Consider the following 14268-nt stretch of genomic DNA (forward strand, 5'->3'; position numbering starts at 1 on the left):
TCCTATGCCACAGGTTTGCGCAGCACGCCGTAGACCACTTGATAAGTGGCAGGCAGCCCTTGTGGCTGGCGATAGGCTTCGTATGCCTGGAGCATACCCTGTAGACGGGCGCGTCCGGTGAGCCCGGCGCGACGACCCGGGTTGAGATTGTGTGCCCCCAGTGCTTTGAGCTCATGGGTCAATGTGCGCACGTCCGCATAATGCAATACATGCGGCAACTGTTGCAGGGTCAGCGTCTCGAGCGTGCTGGCTGCACATGAATGTTGGTATTCGTCGAAGCGCCTGAAGCGGTTGACATGCACTTGGCCATCCACGGCCTGCCAACTGCCGCGCAATTCATCCAGCGTACCCACGCACAGGCTGCTGAAGGCCAGGACACCGCCCGGTCGCAAGATACGCAACGCTTCATCCAGCACTTGGGCGAAATGGTTGCACCACTGCACGGCCAGGCTGGAAAAGACGAGATCGACGCAACCCTCGCCCAGCGGCAGGCGCTCGGCATCGCCGACGATGTAGCACTGGGCGCCATCGGCTCGACCGCGAGCATGACGCAGCATGCCTTCGGCGATGTCCACGGCGATACCGCTTGCAGGCCCGTAACGCTCTGCAAGCGCCCGGCCGAAATGGCCCGTGCCACTGCCCAGGTCCAGCCAGCGAGACGGCTCGAGGTCAGATGGCAGCATCGTCAACAGGTTCATGCCGACCGCACGCTGCAGGGCTGCCACGCTGTCATAGCTGGCGGCCGCACGCGAAAACGACGCGGCCACCTGGCGTTTATCGGGCAAGGCGCCAGGCAAACCTGGCTGGGATAGGTCAGTCATCGCCACTCTCATGCAGAAAACTTTTGATACCGCTGGCCAGTTCTTGTGGATACTCGAGCACAAACGCATGGGAACTGTCTTCCACAAGGCCGACTTCCACGTCAGGCAACAGCTCGCTCAACCCCTGCGCAGCTTCGGCTGGCACCAAGGCATCTGCGCCGGCAAAAAGGTGAAGCTGCGGGCCGGCGAATGCCTCGAGGGCTGCGCGGGTATCCAGCTGCGCCAGTACCTGCAGCGCCGTAGCCAGGTACAGCGGGTCCGTGTCTGGAACGCCTACGCCCAGCTGCCGAAGCAATGTGCGCGGTTGCATCGCCCCATCGCTGCACAGGGTGCGAAAGCGCTTGAGCGTGACCGAAGGATGGCTGCGACAACCATCCAGAAACGTTCCGAAGGTGTCTTCGGCCATCCCGTGAGGCCAATCGGCACGGGCCACGAAACTGGGGTTGCTGGCCAGGGTGAGCAAGCCGCAGCAGTGGTCGCCGCGCTTGTCGGCCAGGGCACTGGCCAGCATGCCGCCCAATGACCACCCCCCAAGCCACACATCGTGGGGTACCTTGCGATCCAGGTGGTCGACCCACCCCTGCACATCACAGTGATCCAGCTCCGGCAAGGGCATCAGCGTCACCTCAAGCCCAGGGTCCTGGGCGCGCAGGCTGGCTGCAAGCGGCTCAAGGGAAGCGGTTCCCAGGCCCCAGCCTGGTAGCAGTACGAGTCGGTTACGCATCGGCGCGCTCCAGCTGTGGATAACACTCTGCCAATGCATTCAACAATAGCTGCACCTGGGTTGCCGTGTGGGCGGCGCTCAAGGTAACGCGCAATCGCGCACTACCGACCGCCACCGTAGGTGGCCGGATAGCCGTCACCAACAGGCCGCGCTCACGCAGTAACCGCGACAGGCGAAGCGCTTGAGCGCTGTCACCGATGACAATCGGCTGGATCGGCGTCTGGCTCTCCATCAGGCGCAAGCCCAGTTGTTCTGCGCCCTCGCGAAATTGTTGTATCAGTGCCGCCAGGTGCTCGCGCCGCCAGGCCTGTGTCCGCACCAGCTCAAGGCTCTTGAGGGTGGCGCAGGCCAAAGCGGGCGGCTGACTGGTGGTGTAGATGTAGGGCCGGGCGAACTGGATCAGCGCCTCGATCAGCGCTTCACTGCCTGCCACGAACGCACCCGCCGTACCGCACGCCTTGCCCAGCGTACCGACCAGTACCGGGACATCGTCCACGCCAAGGCCATAGTGCTCGACGACCCCACCGCCGCCCGCACCCAGGGTGCCCAGGCCGTGGGCATCGTCCACCATCAGCCAGGCGTCGCGCGCACGGGCCGCCTGGGCCAGCGCCGGCAAATCGGCTACATCACCGTCCATGCTGAACACGCCATCGGTCACGACCAGCGCATTGCCTGTAGCCTTGGCCAGACGGTCACTCAGGCTGCCAACATCATTGTGCAGGTAACGGCTGAAGCGCGCGCCGCTAAGCAGGCCGCCGTCGAGCAACGAGGCATGGTTCAGGCGGTCCTGCAACACCGTATCGCCCTTGCCCACCAAAGCGGTGATCACCCCCAGGTTGGCCATGTAGCCGGTGGAGAACAGCAGCGCTCGCGGCCGCCCGGTTAGTTCGGCCAATGCTTCCTCAAGTTGGTGGTGTGCCGTGGTGTGGCCTATGACCAGGTGCGAAGCCCCCCCACCTACACCCCAGCGATCGGCACCCGCCTGCCAGGCAGCGACCACGTCGGGGTGATTCGCCAGGCCCAGGTAATCGTTGCTGCAGAAGGCCAGCAGCGGCTGGCCATCGACCACCAGCCTTGGCCCTTGTGGGCCTTCCAGCAAGGGGCGCTGTCGGTAAAGGTCCGCCGCGCGCCGTTCGGCCAGCCGCGCGGCCAGGTCGAAGGCCATGTCAGGCCGACGCTGCGTCGTAGAACAACGCGTCGTTGCGCTGCTCGACCAGCGCCTGCTCGATCGCCGCCTGGTGCACTTCGTCGGCGTGCTCTTCACGGGCTTCAGGCTGGATCCCCAGGCGTGCGAACAGCTGCATGTCCTTGTCGGCCTGGGGGTTGGCCGTTGTCAGCAACTTTTCGCCGTAGAAGATCGAGTTGGCACCGGCCAGGAAGGCCAAGGCCTGCATTTGTTCGTTCATCTGCTCACGGCCTGCCGAAAGGCGCACGTGCGACTTGGGCATGAGGATACGGGCCACCGCCAGCATGCGGATGAAGTCGAACGGATCGACGTCGGCCTCATCGGCCAGCGGCGTACCGGCCACCTTGACCAACATGTTGATCGGCACGGACTCCGGATGCTCGGGCAGGTTGGCCAGTTGGATCAGCAGGCCTGCGCGGTCATCGAGTGTCTCGCCCATGCCGAGGATGCCGCCAGAGCAGATTTTCATGCCGGCATCGCGCACATAGGCCAGGGTCTGCAAGCGCTCGGCGTAGGTGCGAGTGGTGATGATGCTGCCGTAGAACTCGGGGGAGGTATCGAGGTTGTGGTTGTAATAGTCCAGGCCCGCCTGGGCCAGCGCCTGGGTCTGTTCCTGGTCGAGCTTGCCGAGGGTCATGCAGGTTTCCAGGCCCATGGCTTTGACACCTTTGACCATCTCCAGCACATAGGGCATGTCCTTGGCCGAAGGGTGCTTCCACGCAGCGCCCATGCAAAAGCGCGTAGAACCAATCGCCTTGGCGCGCGCGGCCTCCTCGAGCACCTTATGCACCTCCATCAGCTTCTGCTTTTCCAGGCCGGTGTTGTAGTGGCCGGACTGCGGGCAGTACTTGCAGTCTTCGGGGCAGGCACCGGTCTTGATTGACAGCAACGTGGAGACTTGCACCCGGTTGGCATCGAAATGCGCACGGTGTACGGCCTGTGCGTTGAAGATCAGGTCGTTGAACGGCTGTTGGAACAGCGCCTTGACCTCGGCCAGGGACCAGTCGTGACGTGTTGTTGCAGTTGTGCTGGCGCTCATCGGCGTTTCCTTGTTTAGGCTCTAGCAGGCGCCGGGCAAGGAGAACGCCCGCGCTTCACGGATAGCCGAAATAGTCAGGGAAGGCCCATGAACTGTCAACTTAAGCTTAAAAGACTGGTTTACAAATGGTCAGTAATTAACCAAACATGTGGTTTATGCAGTGCACCTGCGTTGCAACCTTACGCACTGTGCGAGCCATGTGAACAACAATTGCCCTGGCTGGATGATGACCACTGCATACGCTGCGCCCTGCCTCTGGCCATGGCAGGCATGGAGTGCGGGCAGTGCAACCGCAGGCCGCCAGCATTCGAACGGGTGCTTGCACCCTGGCATTTCACCTTTCCGGTGGACACCCTGATCAGTCGATTCAAGCACAACCGCCAGTGGCCGCTGGGACGCCTGATGGCTGAGATTGCCGGTCATGCATTGAGCCATCACTACGCCGAAGACCTGCCCCGTCCCGACGTGCTGGTTCCCGTACCCATGGCACAGCGCCGGCTGCGCGAACGGGGATTCAACCAGGCCGCGATGCTGGCGCGTTGGTGGTCCAGGCAATTGGCAGTGCCCTGCGTCGAACATCTGCTGGTACGCACCCGCCACACCACGGCCCAACAGCATTTGAGCGCCAAGGCTCGATGGCGCAACCTGCGCCAGGCGTTCGCCGTGTGCGATGGCCTGCACGGCCAACATGTCGCGCTCGTCGACGATGTACTGACCACCGGTGCGACGGCGCAGGCTATTGCACAGGTCCTGCGCAAGGCAGGTGCCGCACGTGTGGACGTCTATTGCCTGGCACGTACACCCAAGCCCGGCCATGCATAGCCTGCAGACCAGTGATGGCGACGCAGTGGTACGCTACGCCCACCCCGTACACTGGCCCATCACCGAACCGGTCGGATGCCCATGCCCCTACCTGTCCCACTGACCCACCACATTACCTGCCGCCCACAGCGCGTGGCCCTCTTGCAGCATATTGCCGAGCAGGGTTCCATTACCCGCGCCGCCAAGGCTGCCGGCATGAGCTACAAGGCTGCCTGGGATGCCATCGATGAACTCAACAACCTGGCCAGCAGCCCCCTGGTGGAGCGCAGCACTGGTGGTCGCGGTGGCGGGGGGGCACGCCTGTCTGCCGAAGGCGAACGGGTGCTGCGGCTGTATCAGCGTCTGCAAGCCCTGCAGGCTCAGTTACTCGAAGCCACCGATGATGTGAGCGACCTTGACCTGCTCGGTCGCCTGATGCTGCGCACCAGCGCCCGAAACCAGCTGCAAGGGCAGGTCAGCGACCTGCATCGCGTGGGATGGCATGACCGAGTTGGGCTCGCACTAAGTGGGGGGTTACAGATCCAAGCCTTGATCACCCACGACAGCACCGAGCGCCTGGGGCTAACCCTGGGCACGACGGTGGTGGCCTTGCTCAAGGCAGGCTGGGTGCGCCTGCTGGGCCACAGCGACCAGGCGGATCAACAGCACAATTGCCTGCAGGTGACCGTGGACGCGCTTCTCACGGGCACCGACGGCCCCCACGAAGTGCGCCTTGCGCTTGGCAATGGTCAGATCCTGTGCGCCTTCGCCGAACCGGCCTGGCTGGCAGAGCACCAGGTGACAGTGGGTAGCGCTCTGCGTGTGCAGTTCTCTGCCGCTGATGTGGTGATTGGCATCCCGGCCTGACCTGTCGCGGCCCTGGCAAATGGCCGAGTCCCCTGCGGCGCCTGGCTGGCCAACGCGGTAACATGAGGACCACGCTGCCTACCGCCGGAGTCATCATGTCCCACCCGTTCGCCACACTTACCCCCGACTTGGTGCTCGACGCCGTGGAATCCCTGGGGTTTCTCAGCGATGCGCGGGTATTGGCGCTCAACAGCTATGAAAACCGCGTTTACCAGGTGGGTATCGAGGGCGAGCAGCCCTTGATCGCCAAGTTCTACCGGCCCGGACGCTGGAGCGATGCAGCCATCGTCGAGGAGCACCGCTTCACGGCCGAACTGGCCGCCTGCGAAGTGCCGGTGGTAGCGCCCCTGCAGCATCAAGGCAACACGCTGTTCGAACACGGTGGCTTTCGCTTTACGCTGTTTCCGCGACGTGGTGGCCATGCCCCGGAACCCGGCAACCTCGACCAGCTGTACCGCCTTGGCCAGTTGATCGGTCGTCTGCATGCCGTGGCTGCCAGCAGACCGTTCGAACACCGGGAGGCGCTGGCTGTGGATAACTTCGGGCATGACTCGCTGGATACACTGCTCAAGGGCGATTTCGTTCCCCGAGAATTGCTGCCCGCATTCGAATCGGTTGCGCGCGATGTGCTGGCACGCGTGGAAGCCGCCTATGCCCGCACCCCGCACCAGACCATCCGCCTGCACGGTGACCTGCACCCGGGCAACCTGATGCACCGCGACGAGATCTACCATGTAGTTGATCTGGACGACTGCCGCATGGGCCCTGCGGTGCAGGACCTGTGGATGCTGCTGGCGGGCAATCGGGATGAGCGTCAGGGCCAGCTGGCCGAATTGGTTGAGGGCTACAACGAATTTCACGACTTCGACCCGCGCGAGCTGGCGTTGATCGAGCCGCTGCGTGCCCTGCGTCAACTGCACTACAGTGCCTGGCTGGCGCGTCGCTGGGATGACCCGGCATTCCCACCAAGCTTCCCCTGGTTTGGTCAGCCGCGGTACTGGGGCGATCAGATTCTGGCGCTGCGTGAGCAAATGGCCGCCCTCGATGAGGCCCCACTCAAGTTGTTCTAGATCGACCGTCGGCTCTGTCTACAATAACTGCCGTTAATCAGCATCTTAAGCAAGGACTCTGCATGCACGCTGCAAACCCGCGTCGCGGGTATCTCCTGGGCCTGAGCGCCTACATCATCTGGGGCCTGTTCCCCCTGTACTTCAAAGCCATCCAGAGCGTGCCCGCCGTGGAGATCATCGTCCACCGTGTGCTGTGGTCAGCACTGTTCGGCTCGGTACTGCTCGCCTTCTGGAAGCACCCCGGCTGGTGGCGTGACCTGCGCGACAACCCGCGGCGCCTGGCCATCCTGGCGTTGAGCGGCACATTGATCGCAGCCAATTGGCTGACGTATGTCTGGTCGGTGAACAATGGACGCATGCTCGAGGCCAGCCTTGGCTACTACATCAACCCGCTGATCAACGTCCTGCTCGGCATGCTCATCCTCGGCGAGCGACTGCGCCGCCTGCAGTGGCTGGCGGTCGGCCTGGCCGCGCTCGGCGTGATGCAACAGGTCTGGCAAGTGGGCAGCTTGCCCTGGGTATCCTTGGCACTGGCGCTGACCTTCGGGTTTTACGGGCTGATTCGCAAACAAGCCCCCGTGGCGGCCCTGCCCGGGCTGGTGGTCGAGACCTGGATGCTGGTACCGCTGGCGCTTGGCTGGCTGCTGCTGCACCCTGCCGCCATGAGCGCGCAAGGCACGTTCTACACCACAAGCGAGGCCTTGTGGCTCATGGCTGCAGGCCCTGTGACGCTGGTGCCGCTGGTGTGTTTCAACGCTGCCGCACGGCACCTGCCTTACACCACGCTGGGCTTTCTGCAGTACCTGGCACCAACGCTGGTCTTGCTCCAGGCCATATGGCTGTTCGACGAGCATCTGTCCCCAAGCACGCTCACGGCATTCATGTTCATCTGGGCGGGGCTGGCGCTGTACAGCGTCGATGCGTGGTGGAGTTTGCGTAAAAGCCGCTGATCAAAAAACGATCATGTCTCTGTATACCTTGATTTCCAAGGGCTGCAGAGACATCTCCAGAGCTTATCCACACCCTCTTCCCCGTCGTTTGTGAACAACCCCCTCTGCATTGATCAATTTTCGATCAAATCTTCGCAGCCCTTGCAAGCCGGGCGCTCGGGCGCGATAGCCCCAGCTTATCCACAAGGCCGTCCCCTCAAAATCGGGATAACCTCCGCGAGGGTTTACGGCAGTGGTGAGCCGCTTTCATTCCTCCGCGCGCAATCGCAACTCCACCATCAAGTCATCGGCCAGGGCCTCCAGACGTTGCTGCAGTTGCTCAAGAGGGAGGGACGCGGGCAATGCCAGAAGGGCCTCGGCATGGAACAGCGGTTCGTTGCTCATCGGTGCCGGACGTACCTGCGTGGCGATCCGTTCGACGTTCACGTTCAGCTCGGCCAGCACACGGGTGATATCGCGCACGATCCCTGGCCGGTCGTTACCAACCAGGTCCATGCCAAAGGGTTTGGATGCATGGGTAGGCTCGCCGCCACTTTCTGCCAATTGCACGCGAATGCCATGTGCGGACAATGCCCCGAGCGCGTCTACCAACGCGTCATACCGATCCGCCGGCACTGCTACCCGCAGGATGCCGGCAAATTGCCCAGCCATGCGCGACATGCTGCTTTCCAGCCAATTGCCCTCGAAATCAGCGATGCACTGGGCGATCCGCTCGACTTGGCCAGCCTTGTCCGGGGCGATCACGGTAAGCACAAGATGTTCCACGGGATGTTCCTCGAGTGGGTTCAGGCCCTGCAGGGGCCAGGGTGTCGCCACAGTATAGGCATGGCGCGTCAACCTGCCGCAGGGCAATCTGCCTTATAAATCGTGTACTGTTTTTAGATTTATCTGGAACAATCACTCCTTTTTTTGCGAACATGGCGCTTCCTTGCATGATCCTGTGCGACCAACAGGTCGCCTGACGCCGCTTTTAGTCTGATAGTGCCCAGCCGGCTGCTTCATGTAGTATCCGTGGGCGCGGACTACACAACGTCGTTTGAAGGTCTGTCGAGGCGCCTGTGAAGAATGCACGCTGCTTGCCGTCAGGCAGGCAAACCGCACCCAGCCGCGTCCGGGCTCCTACCGGAGGCATGCACTGGTGCCGTGCGAGGAGAAGCGCTACAGGCTCAATACAAAAGAGCGAAATAGCTGAGCAGAGTGAGGCAAGCAATGACTGGATACGTTCAAGTCGGTGGCCTTCAGGTCGCCAAGGTCCTGTACGACTTCGTGAACAACGAAGCCATCCCCGGAACCGGCATCGTCGCCGAGCAGTTCTGGGCAGGTGCTGAAAAGATCATCAACGACCTCGCTCCAAAGAACAAAGCCCTCCTCGCCAAGCGCGACGAGCTGCAAGCCCAGATCGACGCCTGGCATCAGGCCCGCAAAGGCCAGGCCCACGACGCCCCGGCTTACAAGGCTTTCCTTCAGGAAATCGGTTACCTGCTGCCACAAGCCGACGATTTCCAGGCCACCACGCAAAATGTGGACGAAGAAATCGCCCACACGGCCGGTCCGCAGTTGGTGGTACCGGTCATGAACGCACGCTTTGCCCTGAACGCCGCCAATGCCCGCTGGGGCTCGCTGTACGACGCGCTCTACGGCACCGACGCGATCAGCGACGAAGGCGGTGCCGAAAAGGGGCAAGGCTACAACAAGGTACGTGGCGACAAAGTGATCGCTTTCGCCCGTGCCTTCCTCGATGAAGCGGCACCGCTGGCGGCAGGTTCGCACGTCGATTCCACGGCTTATCGCATCGAGGCCGGCCAATTGGTCGTCACCCTCAAAGGCGGTAGCAACACCGGCCTGCGCGACGATGCCCAACTGGTTGGGTTCCACGGCGACAGCAACGCCCCGACCGCTGTGTTGCTCAAGCACAACGGCCTGCACTTCGAAATCCAGATCGATGCCAGTACCCCGGTGGGCAGCACAGATGCCGCAGGCGTCAAGGACATCCTGATGGAATCGGCACTGACCACCATCATGGACTGCGAAGACTCCGTGGCGGCCGTCGACGCCGACGACAAGGTAATCGTGTATCGCAATTGGCTGGGGCTGATGAAAGGTGACCTGGCCGAAAGCGTCAGCAAAGGCGGCAAGACGTTCACCCGCACCATGAACCCTGATCGCGAGTACGCAGCGCCCAACGGGGGCAGCGTCACCCTGCATGGTCGCTCGCTGCTGTTCGTGCGCAACGTGGGTCACCTGATGACCAACCCGGCCATCCTCGACGCCCAAGGCAACGAAGTCCCGGAAGGTATCCAGGACGGTCTGTTCACCAACCTCATGGCGCTGCACAACCTCAACGGCACCACCAGCCGTCGCAACACCCGTACCGGCAGTGTGTACATCGTCAAGCCGAAGATGCATGGCCCGGAAGAAGTGGCGTTCGCCGCCGAGATATTCAGCCGGGTCGAAGACCTGCTGGGCATGAAGCGCAATACCGTCAAAGTCGGCATCATGGACGAGGAGCGCCGCACAACGGTCAACCTCAAATCCTGCATCAAGGCCGCTGCCGAGCGCGTGGTGTTCATCAATACGGGCTTCCTCGACCGCACTGGCGACGAAATCCATACCTCCATGGAGGCAGGCCCGGTCGTGCGCAAAGGCGCCATGAAAAACGAGAAGTGGATCGGCGCCTATGAAAACAACAACGTCGATGTAGGCCTTGCCACCGGCCTGCAAGGGCGTGCGCAGATCGGCAAGGGCATGTGGGCCATGCCCGACCTGATGGCCGCCATGCTGGAGCAGAAGATCGCTCACCCGCTGGCCGGTGCCAATACCGCGTGGGTGCCTTCCCCAACGGCCGCCACCCTGCACGCCCTGCATTACCACAAGGTGGACGTGCAGGCGCGCCAGCGCGAGCTGGCTTCGCGCACACCGGCTTCGGTCGATGACATCCTGGCCATTCCGCTGGCGACCAACCCCAACTGGTCGGACGAGGAAATCCGCAACGAGCTGGACAACAATGCCCAGGGCATCCTGGGCTATGTGGTTCGCTGGATCGACCAGGGCGTGGGTTGCTCCAAGGTGCCCGACATCAACAACGTGGGGCTGATGGAGGACCGTGCCACCTTGCGCATTTCTGCCCAGTTGCTGGCCAACTGGCTGCGCCATGGCGTAGTTAGCCAGGAGCAGGTGCTCGAAAGCCTCAAGCGCATGGCGGCGGTGGTCGACAAGCAGAACGCCAGCGACCCGCTGTATCGCCCGATGGCGGGCAACTTCGACGACAACGTTGCCTTCCAGGCGGCAGTCGAGCTGGTACTCGAAGGCGCCAAGCAACCCAACGGCTATACCGAGCCTGTGCTGCATCGCCGTCGCCGTGAGTTCAAGGCACGCAACGGACTTTGAACGACCGGTGGATAAAGTGAGCTGCTTGCAGCGTTGATCGGCGGGGCCTTAGGGCCCCGCTTGCGCGTCAGGCCATCTTCAGTTCGCGCTTCACCAGTTCGAGCAGCTTCGTGAGGTCCACGGGCTTCAACAGAAAGTCCACAACCCCCAGGTGCATGACATCAACGGCCTCTTTCACATCGGTATCGCCTGATACCACGATGATCGAAAGCGCGGCCCGGTCCGCCTCCGGCATCTCGCGCACCTTGTGGATAAGGGACAGCCCATCCTCGGGCTGCATCCGCAGATCGGTGATCATCAGCGCGATTCGAGGTTCGTAATGAAGCTTGAACAGCGCCTCCTGGGCGCCATCGGCCGTCATGCCGTCGATACCCTTGCTTTTGAGGTACAACATCAAGGCTTCGCTGTTGACCGGATTGTCGTCGACCACGAGCACCACCGGCCGGGCAGGCGGTGGCGCGCTCACAGCAGCCAGTGCCGCGCGCTCTGCGTCGCTCAAGATGTCGGTGTGCTCAGACATGGTCGTCTCGTATCCATTCGCTCTACAGGTAGGACCGCGGATTTTCCGACACCCGATTTACCTTTCGTCGGATTATTGACGTGGTCGCGCCCTAGACTTACGTCCAATGGGCACCACGCCCCTGCAGGCCGACCATGAACGCCGAAAACAACAAAGCCGGCCCTATAGATAGATATATATAGTTCGGCGTAGCGATACGGTCAGGTCGATGAGCAAAAAAGACGCCTACCAGCAAGCGGGTAGAACTGCGGTGCTGCAGAACATTCAGGGCACCCTGCAATTCCTCCAACGCTTTGCACCCTTCAATCAGATGGAGCAGAGCCATCTGGCCTATCTGGTCGAGCAGTGCCAGCTGCGCTTCTACGCCAGCGGCGAAAGCATCATCAAGCCAAGCGACGGGCCGGTTGAGCATTTCTACATCGTCAAGCAGGGCCGCGTCGTCGGTGAACGGCAGCACCTGGTCAAACCGGGGGTTGAGACCACGTTCGAGATTACCCATGGCGAGTGTTTTCCATTGGCGGCCCTGCTCGGCGAGCGAGCCACGCGTACGGAGCACCTGGCCGGTGACGACACCTTCTGCCTGCAACTGAACAAAGCGGCATTCATCCGCGTCTTTTCCCTCTCCGAGGTGTTCCGCGATTTCGCCTTGCGAGGGGTCAGCAGCCTGCTGGACCAAGTCAACCAACAAGTCCGTCAGCAGGCGGTGCAGACCCTGGGCACCCAATATTCCCTCAATACACCGCTGGGCGAACTGGCCATGCGTCATCCCGTGGTCTGCGCCCCTGAGACTCCGCTGCGCGAAGCCGTAAGGCTGATGCATGAGCAGCAGGTTGGCTCGATCGTGATCGTCGATGGGCAGCGCCAGCCCACGGGCATTTTCACCTTGCGCGACCTGCGCCAGGTGGTGGCCGCAGCCGATGCCGACCTGGGTGCACCCGTGGCGCGGCACATGACCGCCGCACCGTTCTACCTGAGCCCCCAGGCAAGTGCCTTCGATGCCGCCATGGCAATGACCGAGCGGCACATCGCGCACGTCTGCCTGGTGGAGAACCGGCGATTATGTGGGGTGGTGTCCGAGCGCGATCTGTTTTCCCTGCAGCGGGTAGACCTTGTTCACTTGGCACGCACCATTCGTCATGCACCGCGCCTGGACACCCTCGTTTCCCTGCGAGGCGAAATCAGCCAGTTGGTCGAGCGCATGCTCGCACACGGTGCTTCCTCTACACAGATCACCCAAATCATCACCTTGCTCAACGACCACACGGTGTGCCGAGTCATCGAACTGGCGCTGGCAGAGCGTGGCGATCCGGGGGTGCCGTTCAGTTGGCTCTGTTTTGGCAGTGAGGGGCGGCGCGAGCAGACCCTGCACACCGACCAGGACAACGGCATTCTTTTCGACGCGGCCGATGACACCGAAGCCCAGGCCATTCGGGCGCGGTTGCTACCGTTGGCGCAGTACATCAACCAATGCCTGGCGCAGTGCGGTTTTACGCTGTGCAAGGGCAATGTCATGGCCGGCAACCCTGCGCTGTGCCTGTCGCACAGTGAGTGGTCACGGCGCTTTGCCGGCTTCGTGCGTGAGGCCAGCCCGGAAAACCTCCTGGGCTCGAGCATTTACTTCGACCTGCGGGTGGTTTGGGGCGATGAGCACACCTGCGAGGCGTTGCGCAGCACATTGCTGAAGCAGATAGCCGACAACCGTATCTTCCAACGCATGCTGGCTGACAACGCCCTGCGCCAACGCCCGCCTGTGGGCCGTCTGCGCGACTTCGTGCTGACCCGCCAGGGCACTGACAAGGCTGGCACGCTGGACCTCAAGGTTCAGGGCCTGACGCCCTTCGTCGACGCCGCACGTGTGCTGGCGCTGGCTCACGGGATCGGCGCCTGCAATACCCTGGAGCGCATTCGCCAACTGGTGGGCAAGGGCGTGATCGACCCACTGGACGGCGCCGCGTACGAAGAGGCGTACCATTTCATCCAACAGACCCGCATGCAGCAACATCAACGCCAGGCACGCGAGCACCTGGCCTACTCCAACCGCCTGGACCCAGATAGCCTCAACCACCTGGACCGGCGCATCTTGCGCGAGTCCCTGCGCCAAGCTCAGCGGTTGCAGAGCAGCCTGGCCATGCGGTACCAGCTGTGAGCTTGTTCGCATGGCTGCGTCCCCATGCTCCGCAGCTTGCGCTTTCGCAGCGTGAACGCCTGGCGGCCTTGCCTGCACCCACTGCGCTTGGCACCTGCACCCTGCGCGAGCAGCGCTGGGTGGTGCTTGACCTGGAAACTAGCGGCCTGAACACCAACCGCGATCAAGTGCTGTCCATAGGCGCAGTGGCTATCGAGGACGGGGCGCTGGACTTCTCGCAGCAGTTCGAACAAACCCTGTACCGACCTGAGCAGAAAACCAACCCCAGCGTCCTGATACACGGCCTGGGCCCAAGCGCTCTGGCAGCGGGGTGCGACCCAGGGCACGCACTGCTTGACCTGCTCGAGTTCATTGGCACCAGCCCGGTACTGGCATTCCACGCGCCATTCGACGAACGCATGCTTGCACGGGCCCTCAAACAGAGCCTGGGTTATCGTCTGCAAATACCCTTCCTAGATGTGGCCGAGATGGCACCCATGCTCAATCCCGACACGGTGTTGCGAGAGGCCGGGCTCGATGACTGGGTGGCGCGTTTCGGGCTGCAGGTACAGGCGCGTCATCACGCCAGCGCCGACGCACAGGTGACCGCCGAGCTGGCGTTGATTCTGCTGAGCCAGGCGCGCCGCCAGCACATCCAGAGCCCGGCGCAACTTGAGCAATGCCTACACAACTGGCGACGCCGGATGGCCCAGCGCCACGGCCTATAGGCAACGGGGGCGTGGTCTGGCAGCCGCGCCTTACTGCGTAATGGCAGTAG

General features: G+C 62.5%; 13 protein-coding genes. 7 read left to right on the forward strand and 6 right to left on the reverse strand.

Annotated elements, in window-relative coordinates:
- Nucleotides 1-2: 2 nt before the first annotated feature.
- The 4 genes from bioC to bioB are packed head-to-tail and all read right to left on the reverse strand — an operon-like array spanning nt 3 to nt 3770.
- Nucleotides 3-821 carry a malonyl-ACP O-methyltransferase BioC gene (gene bioC, locus ACF8GB_RS05340; protein ID WP_197844403.1) on the reverse strand — a complete coding sequence of 273 codons (819 nt, stop codon included), beginning with the start codon at nt 819-821 and terminating at the stop codon, nt 3-5.
- Nucleotides 814-1545, reverse strand: a complete 732-nt coding sequence (locus ACF8GB_RS05345; RefSeq protein ID WP_058639090.1) for an alpha/beta fold hydrolase — start codon at nt 1543-1545, stop codon at nt 814-816. Before ACF8GB_RS05345 ends, bioC begins: the two co-directional genes overlap by 8 nt.
- Nucleotides 1538-2710, reverse strand: coding sequence for an 8-amino-7-oxononanoate synthase (gene bioF, locus ACF8GB_RS05350; protein ID WP_392526674.1), 1173 nt, complete (start codon nt 2708-2710; stop codon nt 1538-1540). The genes ACF8GB_RS05345 and bioF overlap by 8 nt, the downstream gene beginning before the upstream one ends.
- A gap of 1 nt (nt 2711) precedes the next feature.
- Nucleotides 2712-3770 (reverse strand): biotin synthase BioB, encoded by a 1059-nt coding sequence (bioB, locus tag ACF8GB_RS05355; protein ID WP_392475068.1) that lies wholly within the window; start codon nt 3768-3770, stop codon nt 2712-2714.
- An 87-nt stretch (nt 3771-3857) separates the two neighbouring features.
- Here bioB and ACF8GB_RS05360 point away from each other — a divergent pair, with 87 nt between their 5' ends.
- The 4 genes from ACF8GB_RS05360 (at nt 3858) to rarD (ending at nt 7458) form a co-directional block, all read left to right on the forward strand.
- The gene (locus tag ACF8GB_RS05360; RefSeq protein ID WP_196186069.1) at nt 3858-4592 is read left to right on the forward strand and encodes a ComF family protein; all 735 of its coding nucleotides are present in this window, start codon (nt 3858-3860) and stop codon (nt 4590-4592) included.
- An 81-nt stretch (nt 4593-4673) separates the two neighbouring features.
- Nucleotides 4674-5438, forward strand: coding sequence for a TOBE domain-containing protein (locus ACF8GB_RS05365; RefSeq protein WP_058639105.1), 765 nt, complete (start codon nt 4674-4676; stop codon nt 5436-5438).
- Between the two features lie 95 nt (nt 5439-5533).
- The gene (locus ACF8GB_RS05370) at nt 5534-6508 is read left to right on the forward strand and encodes a serine/threonine protein kinase (protein ID WP_078479242.1); all 975 of its coding nucleotides are present in this window, start codon (nt 5534-5536) and stop codon (nt 6506-6508) included.
- Between the two features lie 62 nt (nt 6509-6570).
- The gene (gene rarD, locus ACF8GB_RS05375) at nt 6571-7458 is read left to right on the forward strand and encodes an EamA family transporter RarD (RefSeq protein ID WP_078479243.1); all 888 of its coding nucleotides are present in this window, start codon (nt 6571-6573) and stop codon (nt 7456-7458) included.
- 246 nt (nt 7459-7704) lie between these two features.
- Here rarD and ACF8GB_RS05380 read toward each other — a convergent pair whose 3' ends face one another.
- Nucleotides 7705-8223 carry a glycine cleavage system protein R gene (locus tag ACF8GB_RS05380; RefSeq protein WP_392526676.1) on the reverse strand — a complete coding sequence of 173 codons (519 nt, stop codon included), beginning with the start codon at nt 8221-8223 and terminating at the stop codon, nt 7705-7707.
- 444 nt (nt 8224-8667) lie between these two features.
- Here ACF8GB_RS05380 and ACF8GB_RS05385 point away from each other — a divergent pair, with 444 nt between their 5' ends.
- Entirely contained in the window at nt 8668-10845 is a 2178-nt protein-coding gene (locus tag ACF8GB_RS05385) for a malate synthase G (protein ID WP_392526677.1), read from the forward strand.
- Between the two features lie 67 nt (nt 10846-10912).
- Here ACF8GB_RS05385 and ACF8GB_RS05390 read toward each other — a convergent pair whose 3' ends face one another.
- Entirely contained in the window at nt 10913-11365 is a 453-nt protein-coding gene (locus ACF8GB_RS05390; protein ID WP_058603000.1) for a response regulator, read from the reverse strand.
- Between the two features lie 208 nt (nt 11366-11573).
- Here ACF8GB_RS05390 and ACF8GB_RS05395 point away from each other — a divergent pair, with 208 nt between their 5' ends.
- Nucleotides 11574-13511, forward strand: a complete 1938-nt coding sequence (locus ACF8GB_RS05395; RefSeq protein WP_392526678.1) for a DUF294 nucleotidyltransferase-like domain-containing protein — start codon at nt 11574-11576, stop codon at nt 13509-13511.
- Entirely contained in the window at nt 13508-14218 is a 711-nt protein-coding gene (locus ACF8GB_RS05400; protein ID WP_078479247.1) for a PolC-type DNA polymerase III, read from the forward strand. Before ACF8GB_RS05395 ends, ACF8GB_RS05400 begins: the two co-directional genes overlap by 4 nt.
- Nucleotides 14219-14268: the final 50 nt, after the last annotated feature.

The organism is Pseudomonas sp. xss_4 (genome assembly GCF_043104125.1).
GTDB lineage: Bacteria > Pseudomonadota > Gammaproteobacteria > Pseudomonadales > Pseudomonadaceae > Aquipseudomonas > Aquipseudomonas parafulva_B.